Source organism: Planktothrix sp. PCC 11201 (assembly GCF_900009135.1).
Lineage (GTDB): Bacteria > Cyanobacteriota > Cyanobacteriia > Cyanobacteriales > Microcoleaceae > Planktothrix.
In genome coordinates, this window is the sequence record NZ_LT797693.1 from 75,904 (window position 1) to 92,438 (window position 16,535).

The 16,535-nt window shown below is 37.3% G+C and carries 16 protein-coding genes; 4 read left to right on the plus strand and 12 right to left on the minus strand.

The window, feature by feature from the left end; all coding sequences use genetic code 11:
* Nucleotides 1-93: 93 nt before the first annotated feature.
* The 3 genes from PL11201_RS05045 to PL11201_RS05055 form a co-directional block, all read right to left on the minus strand.
* Nucleotides 94-783, minus strand: coding sequence for a cadmium resistance transporter (locus PL11201_RS05045; protein WP_079677520.1), 690 nt, complete (start codon nucleotides 781-783; stop codon nucleotides 94-96).
* Between the two features lie 22 nt (nucleotides 784-805).
* The gene (locus PL11201_RS05050) at nucleotides 806-1,372 is read right to left on the minus strand and encodes an MgtC/SapB family protein (RefSeq protein WP_339394349.1); all 567 of its coding nucleotides are present in this window, start codon (nucleotides 1,370-1,372) and stop codon (nucleotides 806-808) included.
* Nucleotides 1,373-1,473: 101 nt separating this feature from the next.
* On the minus strand, nucleotides 1,474-2,061 hold the full coding sequence (locus tag PL11201_RS05055) for a Crp/Fnr family transcriptional regulator (protein WP_079677521.1): 588 nt from the start codon (nucleotides 2,059-2,061) through the stop codon (nucleotides 1,474-1,476).
* 128 nt (nucleotides 2,062-2,189) lie between these two features.
* Here PL11201_RS05055 and PL11201_RS05060 point away from each other — a divergent pair, with 128 nt between their 5' ends.
* On the plus strand, nucleotides 2,190-3,158 hold the full coding sequence (locus tag PL11201_RS05060; RefSeq protein WP_234996611.1) for a LysR family transcriptional regulator: 969 nt from the start codon (nucleotides 2,190-2,192) through the stop codon (nucleotides 3,156-3,158).
* On the opposite strand, the gene PL11201_RS05065 is transcribed toward PL11201_RS05060, so the two are convergent.
* Genes PL11201_RS05065 through PL11201_RS05075 form a run of 3 tightly spaced genes read right to left on the minus strand, consistent with a single transcriptional unit; the run spans nucleotide 3,148 to nucleotide 5,072 of the window.
* A complete protein-coding gene (locus PL11201_RS05065; RefSeq protein WP_079677523.1) occupies nucleotides 3,148-3,948 on the minus strand; it encodes a prohibitin family protein in 801 nt (266 codons plus the stop codon). The two genes, PL11201_RS05060 and PL11201_RS05065, sit on opposite strands and share 11 nt — an antisense overlap.
* Before the next feature lie 33 nt (nucleotides 3,949-3,981).
* Nucleotides 3,982-4,683, minus strand: coding sequence for a phosphatase PAP2 family protein (locus tag PL11201_RS05070; protein WP_079677524.1), 702 nt, complete (start codon nucleotides 4,681-4,683; stop codon nucleotides 3,982-3,984).
* A 32-nt stretch (nucleotides 4,684-4,715) separates the two neighbouring features.
* The gene (locus PL11201_RS05075; protein ID WP_042151711.1) at nucleotides 4,716-5,072 is read right to left on the minus strand and encodes a hypothetical protein; all 357 of its coding nucleotides are present in this window, start codon (nucleotides 5,070-5,072) and stop codon (nucleotides 4,716-4,718) included.
* 475 nt (nucleotides 5,073-5,547) lie between these two features.
* Here PL11201_RS05075 and PL11201_RS05080 point away from each other — a divergent pair, with 475 nt between their 5' ends.
* The 3 genes from PL11201_RS05080 (at nucleotide 5,548) to PL11201_RS05090 (ending at nucleotide 7,949) form a co-directional block, all read left to right on the plus strand.
* The gene (locus PL11201_RS05080) at nucleotides 5,548-6,366 is read left to right on the plus strand and encodes a tetratricopeptide repeat protein (RefSeq protein WP_079677525.1); all 819 of its coding nucleotides are present in this window, start codon (nucleotides 5,548-5,550) and stop codon (nucleotides 6,364-6,366) included.
* Between the two features lie 101 nt (nucleotides 6,367-6,467).
* A complete protein-coding gene (locus PL11201_RS05085; protein ID WP_079677526.1) occupies nucleotides 6,468-6,986 on the plus strand; it encodes a cyclic nucleotide-binding domain-containing protein in 519 nt (172 codons plus the stop codon).
* Nucleotides 6,987-7,058: 72 nt separating this feature from the next.
* On the plus strand, nucleotides 7,059-7,949 hold the full coding sequence (locus PL11201_RS05090) for a type IV pilin-like G/H family protein (protein ID WP_079677527.1): 891 nt from the start codon (nucleotides 7,059-7,061) through the stop codon (nucleotides 7,947-7,949).
* Between the two features lie 242 nt (nucleotides 7,950-8,191).
* On the opposite strand, the gene PL11201_RS05095 is transcribed toward PL11201_RS05090, so the two are convergent.
* The 6 genes from PL11201_RS05095 to PL11201_RS05120 form a co-directional block, all read right to left on the minus strand.
* Entirely contained in the window at nucleotides 8,192-9,196 is a 1,005-nt protein-coding gene (locus PL11201_RS05095; protein WP_079677528.1) for a 2-hydroxyacid dehydrogenase, read from the minus strand.
* 87 nt (nucleotides 9,197-9,283) lie between these two features.
* Nucleotides 9,284-11,020 carry a trypsin-like peptidase domain-containing protein gene (locus PL11201_RS05100; RefSeq protein ID WP_079677529.1) on the minus strand — a complete coding sequence of 579 codons (1,737 nt, stop codon included), beginning with the start codon at nucleotides 11,018-11,020 and terminating at the stop codon, nucleotides 9,284-9,286.
* Nucleotides 11,021-11,249: 229 nt separating this feature from the next.
* The gene (locus PL11201_RS05105; protein WP_234996612.1) at nucleotides 11,250-12,602 is read right to left on the minus strand and encodes a hybrid sensor histidine kinase/response regulator; all 1,353 of its coding nucleotides are present in this window, start codon (nucleotides 12,600-12,602) and stop codon (nucleotides 11,250-11,252) included.
* Nucleotides 12,603-12,633: 31 nt separating this feature from the next.
* Nucleotides 12,634-13,080, minus strand: coding sequence for a response regulator (locus PL11201_RS05110; RefSeq protein ID WP_079677530.1), 447 nt, complete (start codon nucleotides 13,078-13,080; stop codon nucleotides 12,634-12,636).
* Nucleotides 13,052-15,334: a sensor histidine kinase gene (locus tag PL11201_RS05115; RefSeq protein ID WP_079677531.1), complete on the minus strand. Its 2,283-nt coding sequence runs from the start codon at nucleotides 15,332-15,334 to the stop codon at nucleotides 13,052-13,054. The genes PL11201_RS05110 and PL11201_RS05115 overlap by 29 nt, the downstream gene beginning before the upstream one ends.
* A gap of 328 nt (nucleotides 15,335-15,662) precedes the next feature.
* Entirely contained in the window at nucleotides 15,663-16,454 is a 792-nt protein-coding gene (locus PL11201_RS05120; RefSeq protein WP_079677532.1) for an SDR family NAD(P)-dependent oxidoreductase, read from the minus strand.
* Between the last annotated feature and the right edge of the window lie 81 nt (nucleotides 16,455-16,535).

Here is a 16,535-nt window from a genome sequence, read left to right on the forward strand (position 1 = left end):
AGATTGTTGAAATTGCAAGTAGTTAATTTATGATTAAAGGGCTTAATATGATTAAAGGGATTAATGAATAGCCCGTTAATTTTAAAATTTAACTCAGGTTATTTTATCTGGACTAGAAAATAAGACCCAAGCATAACTAATGAACAGAGCCAGAAGTGCTAATAAAAGGTTTTCTTTAACGATAAAAACTCCTAAACCAATCAAAACACAGGGAACAAAAGTATGACCATACCCGGTTAAAATTCTGGAAATAGCGGGGAAATTGGTTAACTGATCAGCCAGATAACACCAAACCCCCACCAGGAATAAAAATGTCCCGATGATGGTTAATAAACTGTCTAAACTACTACTGGCAAATAGGGTAAAATAAACCGCAATATTATCACTGCCATTAGCAACTGTTACCGCCGCTACTCCATAGGTTTGAGGAGATAAAAAATTTCGAGAGAAAGACGGGTTATCCGGCATTTTTGGCATTGCCATAGGGCTGGAAGTTTCCATTTTGTCTGCTTCGGATTTTAAGAGATAAGAAATCCCCAAAATCACAGGAACCACACCTAACCAACGAATCCAGTCACCAGGAATCCATAAACTGCCAAAAAAACCGGGCAAACTGACAAGTAATATAAAAATAAATCCTAAATATTGACCGATGATAATTTGGCGACGGCGGAAGTGGGCATTAACCTTGGAAAAAAATAGGATGAGGATGAGAATATCATCAATATTCGTAGCGGTAAAGGTGGCAATTCCCTTGAAGATATCAGCAATTAATGGGGTCATTTGTTTTGTTTATTTTGCGATCCTAGTCTTCTGAATTTGTTCCCTCAGTATGGGTATGAGTTTGGGTTTTAGGACGATAGATGCGTTGCTGTTTATAAAAGGGTCTATACACTCGCAGCCGATAAAGTGAAGTCCCTTTGACTTTTTTGAACCCCCTTAAAATCAGTAAAGTCATTAAGGTTCCGATTAAACTCATCTGCCATAATCCACATCCGGTAGCCGTTCCCAAACCAGCCGTCAACCATAAAGCCGCCGCCGAAGTTAGCCCTTTAACTTTAGGTTTAAGGTTGGGTTTTGACTGTTGAAAAATAATTCCTGCCCCGATAAATCCTACCCCGGTGGCAATTCCTTGAATAGTCCGACTCAGGGCATTAGTTGAGTTAAGATCTAGCCCGGCTTGTAGGGTGATCATCACAAAAATTGCAGCCCCTAAGCTGACAATCATATAGGTTCTAAGTCCAGCAGGTCTACTCGGTTGCTCCCGATCTAATCCAATCACACCTCCAATTAACAAAGCTATTCCTAGGCGAAAGATCAGGGTTAACCAGTCATCGGAAGGAAAAAACATTGGGTTAGAATTGACAGCCATTGATGGTATAAACCTCACTAATTATTAAGGTAAAGATTTGGGTTACTCTTTGTAACCTTACAATCAATTTTATCAATTTATTTGTCAAAAGATCTAACCAATTAAATTTCATAGTGCCAAAAGGCTTGATGTCCGGGCAGAATAATAAATTGCCTATTTAAGCGTTCAATAATCCCTTGCTGTTCAAATTCTTTTAAAAGTCGGGTGACAGTGACTCGTGTTGTCCCAATACTTTCAGCAATTTCTTGATGGGTCAAATGGAACTCAATCAGTTGTCCATGGGGAACATCACTGCCAAATTTATCGGCTAATAACATGAGTAATTTATGCAAAGCTTCATCAACCGGACGAGAATGGACAATTTCTAAAAAGGTTTGCAGTTGATGAATATGTTCAATTAATAGGGGCTGCAAATCATCAAATTCCGAGATAGGAAAGGAGGTCGCCTGAACTGGGGTGACGCACTCCATATAGTAGGGGTCAGCTTTGGATAAAACCCGTGACACCACATCCCCTACCCCCCATAAACCCAGGGTTACAACGGTTCCATTTTCCAGGTAGGTGAAGGTACGCACAACACCAGACTGAATTTTCCACAGGTGATCCCGTCTTGCAGGAAGTTGGTCACGACGTTGGAAATAACGCTGTTGCTGGCTAAATTCAGGTGCAATCCTTTGAGCTAAAGTCATGTAAGATACTGGCTAAGTGAAATTAAACTAAAATTGTAAAGCATATTAACTCAATTTGCATTAGAATACAATTTCGATTGTATTAAATTGTTTTAGTCCCCATTCAGACTAATCCCAATCCCCTGATAATGCGAGAGGTAAGTGACTTTATAATGGCTGGAATGACCCTAGAGCAACTGCGAATTTTTTTGGCGGTGGCGGAACACCTACATTTTACCCGGGCGGCTGAAGGACTTTATATTACGCAACCTGCGGTAAGTGCTGCGATTCATAGTTTAGAAACAGAATATCGAGTTAAGTTATTTCATCGGATTGGTCGCCATGTTGAAATTACAGAAGCGGGGGAATTACTACAACTTGAAGCTCAAAAAATATTGGAACAAGTGGCTTTAACTGAACGAGGATTAAAAGAGTTAAATAATCTCCAACGGGGGGAACTCAAATTAGGATCTAGTTTAACTATTGGTAACTATTGGCTACCGGAAAAAATTAGTAAGTTTCAACGGCAATATTCGGGAATTATGGTCAATTGCACCTTAGCAAATACGGAAGAAATTTGTTTGGGTACAGCCAACGGACAGTTTGATTTAGGCTTAATTGAAGGTGAGGTCAAACCCACCCTAAAAAAATTGTTAAATCAAGAGGAAATTGGTAGCGATCGCTTATTAATTGTTGTCGGACAATCCCATCCTTGGTTTGCGCGGGAAAAGGTTGATTTAGCAGAGCTTAAAAATACTGATTGGGTAATGCGAGAGCCAGGTTCAGGAACTCAACAACGTTTGGAAGAAGCTCTGCAAAATTGGGGAATTAACCTGAATGAATTAAAGGTTATTTTAGTTTTAAATACCGGAGAAATGGTGAAATCCGTTGTCGAAGAAGGTCATGTAGCCGCGGGAATTTCTGAGTTGATGGTTAAAAAAGAATTAAAATTAGGGTTGTTAAAAGCAATTGGGATTATTGATCATCGTCAAGATTATGGTCAAGAATTAGAATTAATTCGACCTTTTTTAAAAATCAAACATTGCCAAAGGTTTCAAACCCAAATTTCTCAAACCTTTGAAAAAATGTTATCCTTAGCTGATCAAATTAACGATTAAGTAGGGTGTCCAGATTGAATCTATGAATTGATTTATCATCCAGAACTAAGGGTAATTTTCCATTCCATTGATCAACTACTTGTCTTTGCAATATTTCTGGAGTTAATGTTTTTTGTAACAAAGCATTAGCTTCCGCTTCTCCTTTCGCTAAATTAACTTTAGCTTCCGCTTCCTTAATGGCTTTCAAAACTAAAAAGCCTGCTTTTTTGGCATCCTGTTCAGCAATTTGTTTGGCTTCCACCGCATCCATAAACCGTTGGGAAAAATGAACATGAACCAGAGAAATATTATCCACTTGAATATGATAATTAATTAATTGACCCGTTAATAAATTATCAACTTCTGATTTGACATTTTCTCGACGAGTAATAATTTCTTCGGCGGTATATTTGGCCATCACTGCTTTGAGAATTTCTTCAATCACCGGATTAATAATCGCTTCTATAATAGCATTTTCATCCCCAATTTGTTGAAATGCTAAATTCGCTTCTTCAGGAAGAATATGCCAATTCAAGGCTACATCGGTAAACACCTCCTGTAAATCTTTTGATGACGCTTCGGCGGATATTTCCTGTTTTTGAATCCGCACAGTCATCTTTTGTACGGTTTCCGCCACTGGAATAATAAAATGCAATCCTTCATCTAAAATTTCAGTTTGAACTTTCCCAAAAACCATAAAAACCCCCCGTTCTCCAGCCTTAACAATTACCAGGGGATTAAAAAATATCAGGAGTAATAATAACAAAAAAAATAGATTAAGGGGTTTGAAAAACTCTGAATATCTGGGCATTGATGTGATGATAATTCAAGGGTTAACTGGAGTCTATGATTGATGATTTGGAATGGAATTAAATCGATGGATATTGAACAATAAACTACTGAAAACTGACCAGGTTATCGCCAAAAACCAACCCCCTAAAATATCACTGGGAAAATGAACTCCTAAATACAGTCTTGTCCAAGCAATTACTAGGGTGAATAATCCCCCTAAACTAATTACTAACCAGCGCCATTTTGTCTTCCAAGTTAGAATCACTAAAGTAATTGCAAAGGTCATACTTAATGTAGCATGACCACTGGGGAAGGAAAAATCTCCAGGTAGAGGATAGGAAGATTCAAACAAACTAGGTCGCATCCGATGAAAGAAAATTTTAGTGGATATACTGATAATTACACTACCTAAAATAGTTAAAACTAAATATAAAAGCGATCGCCATTTTTTTTGATATCCTAAAGTTAAAATAACTGGAATTACCAGTAATACAATTCTAGGAAATATACCAAGAGAAGTTAAAATGATAACTAAGGGTTCAATTTCCGGTTGCCAAGTGGTATGAATTGCAGATAAAATCGACAGATCCCAGGACAAACCATTGGGATGTTCACCGACTTTTAAAGCTAGAATTCCAAACAAAAGTAAAGGTAAGGAAATGCCTAATATTAAAAACCGCCAATGTAGGGTGAACCAATGTTTTAAAGAACCCCAGTCCCCAAATGACGGTTTATTTGGACTCAAATCAGACATGATTTTTTCCTCAAACTGCACGGATGTACAGTCTAATGAGGTAACAGCGAAAGGTCAATCACATTAGACTGAACTAATGCTACCATAACTACAGTAAAAGCTGTTGATGAAAACACACCCATTGCTAAATCTTTCTTGATATTTCGTTCCGGGGTGGAAGATTCAACTACATTCATCGCTCCATATTGCATGAGTAAAATTCCCACTAAATTAGAGAGCCAATATCCAAAAATAGAACTAGGAAAAAATAAGTCTTGAGACAGTTTGCTAAAAACATATCCAAACCCATAAGCAATAGGTAAGTTAAAAATTAAATCATTCCACCAGCACAACGGAGACATCATAAAACCTAGAAAAACCAAGATTCCGCCAATCATTTTTTTAGACATAAATACCTCTATTGTTTACAGTTTCAACCCAGTTGATCTCTATTTTTATCAAAAAGAATCTAAAAATGCCAAAAAAATTGGACTTTTGGCTGTTGTCTGGGGGATTGAATCGATTTCTCCCAGGATTCTACATTAATTTTGCGTGAATTTCAATACATTTATAATTAAATTTCACTTACCAGATCCCCAAGTTGGCCCCATCAGGGTTCCTCGCGGTCGCCAGGGGGGTTATTGAGGAATATCAATCTCCAATTGACCACTGTGATTTGGAAAACCATGGACAAATATCTCAGGTCTGACTTTGCCGGGGGTAACCTGACCGGGTACAATCCTCGAATCTAGCATGAGGAATTTGTACTGGGCAAAAAGCAATAGAGGTAAATTTGTAACTGATAATTGATGACTGATAACTGATAACTGAACTCTGAACATTTAAGATAAAATGGGAAACGCAGTCAATCGGAGGATTTGTTAGATGGGATATGCGATCGATGTTGATCAATTTAACTTTGAGCAAGAGATTATCAAGGTTTCCTATGAAAAACCTGTATTGGTAGACTTTTATGCGACTTGGTGTGGCCCTTGCCAAATTTTAAAACCAATCTTAGAAAAGTTGGTGAAAGAATACGATTTTATTTTAGCAAAAATTGATATTGATCAAAATCCTGAATTAGCAAGTGAGTATCAAGTTGAAGGTGTACCCGATGTCAGAATTGTTGATCAAGGGGAGGTGCGTCCGGGTTTTGTTGGTGCTTTAACGGAAATCCAAATTCGGCAAACCCTGGGTAAAATGAATTTAAAATCTGATTTTGAACTGAGTTTAGAAGCGTTAAAAAATGCAATTACTGATCAAAAATTTCCCCAGGCTAAACAATTACTCGATCAGCTATTTTCTGCCTATCCAGATCGACCGGAGGTGGTGTTAGAAGCGGGTAATTTTTTAATTGTGTTAAACCAATTTGAAAATGCTGAAAAACTGTTAAATACAATTCCAGAAGATCAGCGAGAATTTTTCCTGAAAGCTCAGGCGTTGAAACAATTAATTCAATTTAAAAAAGATGCTACCGCCCCTGGAGATAGCCAATTAGAACAGAATTATGCTAAGGCCTGTCAATTCACCTTAGCCCAGCAGTATCCCGCGGCCCTATCTTTATTTTTAGAGATTGTGTCAACCCATCGTCAATTCAAAGAAGATGCCGCTAAAAAAGCGATGTTAACTATTTTCAATTTACTCGGAGACGAACATCCTTTAACCCAGGAATATCGCAAAAAATTAATGCTAGAATTATATTAGATGGAAGAAAATGGGGAATAGAACCTTTTGTTATCATTTAAAATGTAATCGACAATTTAAATGCTTTTCCATTGATTATTTTCTCTAAAAATTAAGACATTATGACCAATGCTTCACTGATTTTAGGGGAATTAAATGATCGGGATATAGACTGGATGGTGACAGAAGGTAAGCGAGAAACCATTCAAGCTGGTGCTATTCTGATTGAAGAAAATCAACCCTTAGATGCCTTATATATTGTGTTGAGTGGAACCCTAAATGTTTCTGTGGCTGCATTGGGGAATCAAATTGTGGGAAAAATTGGTGGGGGTGAGGTATTAGGAGAAATGTCTTTTGTCGATGGACGTTTACCTTCCGCTACGGTACAAGCGGCGGAAGATTGTTGTGTATTATCTATTTCTCGACCTCTGTTGTCTCAAAAATTAGACGAAGATGTTTTATTTTCTTTGAGATTTTATCGTGCTATTACTAAGTTTTTATCCTCTCGTTTACGGGCAACGGTGAACAATCTTGGCTGTGATGAAAGTACCAATCTATTGCCTAATAAACCACCTGAAAATGGTATTCAAACTGAGCAAGATCATCGTTTGGATTGGATTATGCAGCGTTTAAGTGGATAAGAAACGGATAATATGACTCGATATTTTATGTGAATCCCAATATTTATTATCTTAAAATAAGGATAAAAGCCAATGATTTTATGTCAAAAAAAAAGTTTAATTTTTTTGTCGTTAGTCTTAAATTTAGTCGGTTTTAGTGTAGCAAATTTAGGGATAAATTCTGCTATTATTCCTGTTATCTTAGCGGCTCAACCTGAAAATCCGGTGGTTAAACAATTAGTAGGAAAATGGCAAGTTCCTACTAATCTTTACTCTGGTATTATTTTTACTGAGGATGGCAAGATTTATATATTTGTAACACCCATCGAAGCCATACAATTACAATACACGATTGATCCGACTTTTAAACCCGGATTTATGCTGTTTCGTGATGCTCAAGGAAAAATTGTCGGAACTGCAATTTTTGAGTTACAGGAAGATGGACAACTTCAGTTAGACTTAAATATTAGTGGGGATGAACAACCTGCAATCACAACGTTTAAATCTCAACCTTTGCTGTTTAAAAGAACATCTGAAGACCCTAGAATTGCCACTTCAGTTACTATTAAAATGCCAACAGCATCAGAATTAAAAGAACAAGCCGATCAAGATGCACAATTAGAAGCACAACAATATATTGAGATTATGAATCGAGGTAACCAAGCCAGTTATACTAAGTATAATCTTTTTAGGAGTAATTTAGAAGAATTTATTAAAGGTATTCCCGAGGAAACTCGAAATTATCGCTATAATATTAGAGTTGTTGATGAAAAAAATATGGTTCAATCGGTTGCAATAGCTAAACGAGACGGATTAAAAAGCTATATTGGAGTGGTTTTTATTGAACCTTCACCCATTAGTAATGTCAACACGAAATCAATTATCTGTGAGAGTGATCAATCAACCCAAAAAGTTCCTTCTCAACCCGTATTATTCAGCAATCAAGCAGTTAATTGTCCGGCGGGATATTCGATAGCAGAGTAGGAGTGATTTTCTCAGCACTCCAATTAAGAAATAAATAATATAGCAATCCGTGCCGAAGTTGTAACATTTTATCGTAGGGGTTGGGAGACCCAACCCAGGCGCAAAGAAAGAGGGTTGGGAGACCCAACCCCTACAGGTTGTGCTCGCAAATCCTACACGAATTGCTATAACAATTTTGGCAGTTGCTCTAATAGGCTAGAGGAAATTCAAAACAGCCTATCACCAAATTAATCCCCAGCATTTCAAGATGCAGTAATTTCATTTTTCAAAGGATTTCCTTGCTCAAAATCGGAAAGATTAGTAATGGTGGTACGCGCAATATCATCTAAAGCATTTTCAGTAAAAAATCCTTGATGAGCGGTAATCACAACATTTGGAAAAGATTGCAGTAATTGAAAGGTATCATCTTGAATAATCGTAGTGGAAAGATCCTCAAAGAAAAGTTTGTCTTCTTCTTCATAAACATCAATGCCGACATAACCAATTTTCTCCGATTTAATCCCTTCAATTACTGCTTTTGTATCCACTAATTTTCCCCGACTAGTATTAATTAACATTACCCCTGATTTCATCTTGGCAATAGTTTCATGATTAATTAGGTGATGAGTTTCAGGAAGTAGGGGACAGTGGAGAGAAATAATATCCGAACGTTGCCAAAGTTCCTCTAAAGAAACATATTCAGCATTTTCTAGTTTCTCAAAATTGGGATTAGGATAAACGTCATACCCTAAAAGATGACAGCCAAATCCCGTCATAATTTTAGCAAAAATCTGTCCAATTTTTCCCGTACCCACCACCCCAACGGTGCGATTATAGAGATCAAAACCTAACAATCCATCTAAAGCAAAATTATCATCCCGAACCCGATTATAAGCCCGGTATAATTTACGATTGAGCATCATAATTAATCCCACGGCGTGTTCCGCAACAGCATAGGGAGAATACTCCGTTACTCTTACCACTTTAATCCCTAATTGAGCCGCGGTTTTGAGATTCACATTATTAAATCCCGTACAACGAAGGGCGATTAACTTTGTACCTTGAGATGCCAAAATTTCCAGGGTTTCTGTTCCCAAATCATCATTCACAAAAACACAGACCGCAGGAAATCCAGCCGCTAGTGATGCAGTTTGGGGTTGCAAACGAGCATCAAAGAAAACAAATTCATGACTGGCTTGGGAGACTTGATTCTCTAGCTCAAGAAATTGACGATCATAAGACTTGGTACTAAAAACAGCAACTTTCATAGGTAGGTAGTTAAACGTTACAACACCTTGATAGAATAACAGAATAATTCAGATTAGTAGTAGAATCACTTCCTAACGACAGTTAAATTAGAGATGCTTCCAAACCTTCACTTGCCCATCCCATCCCCCACTAACTAAGGTGTTACCATCGGGACTAATCCCAACAGCATTCACATAACCAGAATGACCTCTTAAATTTCCTTTTAATTGACCTGTGGCTAAGTCCCAAAGTTTCACGGTTTTATCCCAACTTCCACTAATTAATGTTTTCCCATCACTGGTAATTACGATTGACCAAACGCCATCGGTATGACCGCTTAACCGACGAATGGGTTGGCCTGTTTTTAATTTCCATAACCCAATGCTTCCATCGGCACTGCTACTGGCTAAAGTCTCCCCATCGGGACTAATAGCTAGGGATAAAACCGATAATTCATGACCTTTTAAGGTACGAATTAATTCTCCGGTTTCCACATTCCATAATTTGACACTACTGTCTTTACTTCCACTGGCTAAAATTTTACCATCGGGACTAAATGCGATCGCACCCACTAACTGTTCATGTCCAATAAAAGTTTTCAAAAGTTGACCCGTTTGCAGATTCCAAAGTTTAATAGTTTTATCCCAGCTTCCACTGGCAATCATTTTACTATCGGGACTTAATTTAACTGCTAAAACGGGACTATTATGGGCTTGAATAGTTTGAACTAAGGGCAAAGTTGCAGATTGTAAGCCCGTGGCTAAATCCCAAACTTTAACTAATCCATCTTCCCCTCCTGTAACTAAATATTTGTGATCTTGACTGAGGCTAATGCTATAAATTGATCCCTGATGAGCAGGGAGAGTTCGAGTTAGTCCACTGGTGGTAATATTCCAGATTGAAAGATTTCCGTTACTATTACCAATAATAGCATAGGGAAAGGCTAAAGCTATGGATAATATTTCTCCTGATTGTTCGGTTAAAGTCGTGGCTAAAGTGAAAGAATTATTAACCGCAGCGATTGTATTGGCAGGCGATGAATTAGAAGCATTAATATCAGGATTATTGGTAATCGGAGCCGAGGGATTGGGTGGAGTAGGAACTGAAGATAATGTTGCCGTTTTTCGCCAATCAAAAAAATAATTAATCGGGATTCCAGCAGAAACAATTTTATCAGAATCATTGCCTAATTGGACAATTCCATTTACTCCAATAACCTTTCCTTCCCCATCTAAAATAGGGCCGCCACTCATCCCACTTCTGACTAAATTAGTGTAAACTAAACTATATCCAAACCGAGGTTGTTGACGTTGGCTAAAGGTGCCACTGGTACTTAAAAATAGTCGCTGTCCAAGAGAACTTCCAGAACGAGGCCATCCAGCTACATATAAAGTATTTCCCGGTTGAATTTGACCAGCATCGGATGGAATTGCAACTCGATATCTTTGGGAACTACTAAAGGGAACTAGGGCTAAATCTAGGTTAGGAAGTTGTTGAATTGAACTATAATAAACAAAGTAGCGTTTACCATCGGGGGTGACAATTTCATAGTCTCCAACACGATCAACGACGTGCCAATTGGTTAAAACATAATAGGTATTTCCTTGTTTTTCCACAATAAATCCCGACCCACCTTTTGGCCCATCAATTCTAACGGTAATTTCTCCAGCAATGCTATTAATTTCTGCGGGCGATAGGGGGGATTTTTGGACAATTTGTAATGGGAAAGAGGGCAACTGTGATAAAATTGGAACCGGAATAGTTAGGAAAAGAAAACTTAAAGCGATCGCACCTAAATTTTTAGGGAAAATTTTAAATAATTTAGAAAGTAAATTTAGATTCATAGTTAAGCTGAATTAATGTTTTTTGAAGGAATAGGTAATCAATTTTGTTGTTGGGCTTTAGCTCCTCTATTAAGCACTATAAGCGCAACAATGGGGAAGGATAAATTAATGAATTACTGAGACAGTAAATTTAGATTAATTTAATGTTTTTCAAGGGAATAATCACTCTATTTTTTAATTATAGCTCATATATTAAAGATTCTATATTTTACCCATTCGTAATTCGTAATTATCCATTTTCATCCTCCTTAACTAAAGGTAAACGAACAATAAAAGTTGTTCCAATTCCCATTTGACTGTCAACCCAAATCTTTCCTCCATGGGCATCCACACAATGTTTAACAATCGCTAATCCCAACCCTGTACCAGAAATAGAACCCACATTTTTTGCTCGATGGAAGGGTTCAAAAATTACGGGAAGGGAATCGGCAGGAATACCAATCCCTTGATCTTGAATACAAAAGCTAATCATTTGATCTTGAACGATCACATCAAATTGAACACTTTCAGATTTAGGAGAATATTTAATCGCATTTTCTAATAAATTAATCAGAATTCTTCTTAATAAATTTGAATCAATCATCACCTCTTTGATAGTTAATTTAAAATTCAGATTAATTTGAGATTTTCCTGCATACCCTAATTGTATTTCATCAACCAGTTGGCGACAAAATACCTCTAAATTAATCAAACTAGGTTGATATTGCAGTTGACCATAATCCGCTTGTCCTATTAATAAAACTTCATCAAGTAATTGAGCCATATTTTTACTCGCAGATCGAATCCGTTGAAACAAAGTAACTTTTTTCTCCTGGGATAATTTTTGTTCATAATCTTGTAATAATACCGCCGAAGCTAAAATCGTATTTAAGGGATTTCTAATATCATGGGAAATCATCGAAACAAATTCCGAGCGGAGTTGATTTTGTTCCTGAGCTTTGATCAATTCATTAGTCCGTTCTTGAACTCTCATTTCCAAAGATTGATTCATGGCTTTTAAACTTTCTAAGTTGTGTTTTCTTTCAATTGCATACTTGAGAGAACGGACTAAAATATTACCATCAACCTCTCTTTTAACTAAATAATCCTCCGCCCCCTGACGCACTGCCATAATTGCTAATTCATCATCATTAGTATTGGTTAAAACCACAATGGGCAAACTGGGAAATTTTTCAATTAACCGTTCTACAGATTCCAACCCTTGACTATCAGGTAGGGTTAAATCTAATAAAGCCACATCAAAAACATGATCATGTAATTGATTCAGAGCTTCTCCCAAGCGTTTAACATGAACTAAACTGAAGGGTTGAAAATTAGAATCCTTGAGTAATTCTTGTAAAAATATGGCTTCAGCAAGGCTATCTTCAATTAACAGGATTTTCACTGAACTAGCAGATTTCATGGTTGAATTGCTGGCTTTACTTTCTCTTTCCAATAAAGAAAAACTGGCAGAACAAAAAATGTGAGGATTTTGATTAATTCCAGGGTTTGAATAGGGTGATAAAAATTCTTCTTCCCCAGAAGATAAATACTGAGCCTCTGTTTTTTTTTCCGTACCCTGATGACGGCAAGCTTTCTGCATTGTTTATCTTTATCCTTCTCAAAAATATCTTTTAATCGCACGGTAAGGTCACGGTTTTTAGCCAAAATTCTTCGATTCCTCTGACAATTGTAAACAGTTGGCTTAAATTTCGGGATTTCGTAATATAGCAATTAACATGGAGGTCATAGCTATGATGAATATCCTCCTGATTATGGGAAGTTGTCAGGACAACAACAGGAATCCGTTTCAAGCTCGGATCACTTTTAATTTCTGCTAATACCTCCCGTCCGTCCTTGCGGGGCAAGTTCAAATCCAGAAGAATTAAATCGGGGCGCGGGGCATTTTCATACTCTCCCTCTTGGCGAAGAAATGCCATAGCATCAACTCCATTTCTAACGGTCATCACTTCATGGGAGATTTGGCTATCTTTCAAAGCTTCTTGAATCAGACGGATATCGGCTTTGTTGTCCTCAACCAGAAAGATCATTTTAGATTTTTCTTCCATTTCGCCGCTCACCTTCGCGTCCTCCTACGGGAATTGTAAAATAAAATGTAGACCCTTGACCCAATTTAGATTCTACCCATATTTTACCGCGATGGCATTCTATAATTTTCTTACAAATAGCTAATCCCATTCCAGTTCCTGGGTATTCATCCCGGGTATGGAGACGTTGGAAAATAATAAAAATTCGTTCGGCAAATTGTAGGTCAATTCCAATCCCATTATCCTCAACGGAAAATAACCAAGCCTCCTCAATGCGTTTAACGCCTATATGAATTTCAGGTGATTTTGCACTTCTAAACTTAATCGCATTAGCAATTAAATTTTGGAATAACTGCATTAATTGAGTCCCGTCTCCTAACACATTCGGCATCGGATCATAAGTAATAGTAGCTTGATTTTCAGCAATACGTTTTCTCAAATTGATTAAAGCTCGATCTAAAGCAGTTTGAACTTCGGTAAATTGAAATTCAATTCTCTGCATATCAACTTTAGAATAAGCTAAAATATCATCAATGAGAGTTTGCATTAAACTCACTCCTTCCACGGCATAATTAATGAATTGTTTGGCATCATCATCGAGGGCTTGGTGATAACGCATTTCTAAAAGTTGAACATAATTCACCACCTGATTTAAGGGTTCTTGCAAATCATGGGAAGCCACATAGGCAAACTTTTTTAAATCCGAGTTAGACAGTTCTAAATCATGGGCTAATTGAGCTAATTCATCCGCCTGCTTCAAGACAATATTGATTAGGGTTTTTCTCAGTTCTAAAGCCGCTTGAATTTCTACCTGTTTCCAAGGTAGGGATTGTAAACGCAAGGTTTCTTTCCACTGTTCAAAAGATTTTCGAGGGGATAGTAAAACTTGACCTTCAGCTTGGCTAGTTTCAAATGCTTGGTGAGGATTTCCCCCCCATTTAACGGTTTGGATAACTTCAGGGCGGAACCAAATCACATAATTTTTATGAGAAATAGAAATAGCCAATAATCCACTTCCTATAGCTTTAAAACCTTGGGCATCGGAATAGAGTTTGGGTAAAGAATTGGTATAAAATACTTCTTTTTGGTTCTGTTTTTGCAACCACTGAACTAATAAAATTAAATCGGTTTCTGGGGGTGTTTCTCCTACTAGGGTAAATTTCCCCCCAAAGTAAATTGCAGCCCCCTGAGCGCTGGTTAAATCTAAAAGATTTGGTTGATGTTGGGTGAGTCCATCAATAAAATTTTCTGCCTGGGACATCGCATCAATTAAAGCCGATTGAATTTGGTTTAATTGAATCCGATAGTCATAATCTTCTGTATCTTCCCGTTCTGAAAGTTCAGAAAAAATCACTCGCCCTAAAAATTCACAAGCCTTGCGGAGTTCATAGGAAACATATTTAGGGGTGAGATGATGACAAGCAATTAATCCCCAAAGTTTTCCTTCTTTGATTAGGGAAATGGTTAGGGAAGAACCTACTCCCATATTGTGTAAATATTGCAGATGACAAGGGGAAGCACTCCTCAAAATTGAGTAGGTTAAATCGGTGGGTTGATGACTAATCGGATTAATTTCAGGAAAGAGTTGAACCAGTTCAGTGGCCGCATCAGGAATTAAGCGAATCCAGTTGGAACTAAACATCTTTCTGGCTGGTTTGGGAATATCCGATGCCGGATAATGTAGCCCTAAATAGGGTTCCATTTCCTCTCGTTTTTCTTCCGCAATTACTTCTCCATGCCCATCCAGATCAAATTTATATAACATCACGCGATCAAATCCCGTAATTTTTCGCACTTCTTGGACAATAATTTGACAAAAATCGATCAAACTTGAGGAAGATTCGAGTTGATTAATTGAGATTTTAGCTAAATGATAAAAACTCAGAAAGGGAATACTTTCTTGAGAGGTAGTGGGTTCTAGTTCTAAAATTAAATAGCCGGAACTATTGCGGTGAAATATTCCATCAAAAATAACATAATCATCGCCTTTAATTCTGATCCAAATTTTAGTTGGATTAATGAAATCGAGGCTATCTTGTTTTAATCCAATTTCAATCCGTTCCATCTGGAAAGGATCTAATAAGTCCTCTAAATATTTATGCAGTATAATTTCGGTAGAAATTCCCAAAATTGATTCAACATTACTGCTAACTTGTAAAATTCTGAGACTAGGTTCTTCTAAAACCAATAAAACGCCATGGGGTTGAATTTGGCTGAGAATATGGATGGGTTGCTCATCCAAATCTTTTAAGCCAGAAGGATTTTCCTCTGTCTTGATATTTACCATAATGATTCTCCTGAGTTACTTTTGATAAAAAATGATCGAAAGGTAGAATTTTTTTCCCTGCTGAGGTCTATCTAATGCTGAGTTCGGACTTGGGGCTGGTTAAGACAATTTTTTAAGGCAGTTTCGGGGTGTTATCTTTTAGTATAGCATTTTGCAAATCAGTTGAAACTGCTTGCAACTCTTTTCCTATAACTCTTTAGGTTTATTTTAAAAAATATAGACCAATGCAGCTAACTCAATCTAAGAGCAATTTTGCTGCATCAGGTTTAAATATCGTTACATATTAATTCGCAAAAACTAATCAAATCATGCTACAATGGAGGCTCTACTAATTTAAAATTAATTGCATTAATCCAGGGAATAATCGATAGGTTTCCGTTGCTAATAGGGCTGGCCCCACCACCACTTCAGCTTGTTTTTTCTCTACCCCATTCCAAATCGCCTGAGCAATATCTTCTGGTTGACTCACCCAAGTAGAGGTTAAAGCTGAGTCCAAGCGTTGACGCAGTTGTTCAACTTCTAACTCATCTTCCCCCCGAAATTGCGCTCTTTCCAGGAAATTACTATTAATAATCCCCGGATGAACAGCACAGACATGAATTCCTTTTTTTTGCACTTCTAACCTCAAGGATTCTGTGAGTCCAGTCACCGCATATTTGCTCGCACAATAGGCTGCCATTTGAGGCAGGGGCATTTTTCCCCCTAAGGAGCCAACATTCACAATTGTCCCTTGTTTTTGTTTCAAGAAATGGGGTAATACTGTGTGGATCATATTGACATAACCAAAGAAGTTAGTATTCATTAATTCATGCCAATCTTCTAAGGTGGTATGTTCAACGGATGCAGTTAAACAAATTCCGGCATTATTGATTAAAACATCGATACTTTCATAATAATCTAAGGATTGATTCACTAAATATTTAACCTGTTCAATATCAGTGACATCCGTAGGAATTGCTAAGGTAGAAACCCCCAAAGATAAAACTTCATTTGCCAAGGTTTCCAAACGTTCCGGTTCCCGGGCAGCTAAAATTACATTGTAGCCTTTTTTTGCAAATAATAAAGCCGTTGCTTTACCAGTTCCTTGGGAAGCGCCTGTAATCAAAACTGTTGATGTCATATATAAAAATTAAGGTAATGGGTAATAGGTAATAACTGATTACTGGTACGGGCGGGTTCTTTTAAATCTTTGTTAATTACT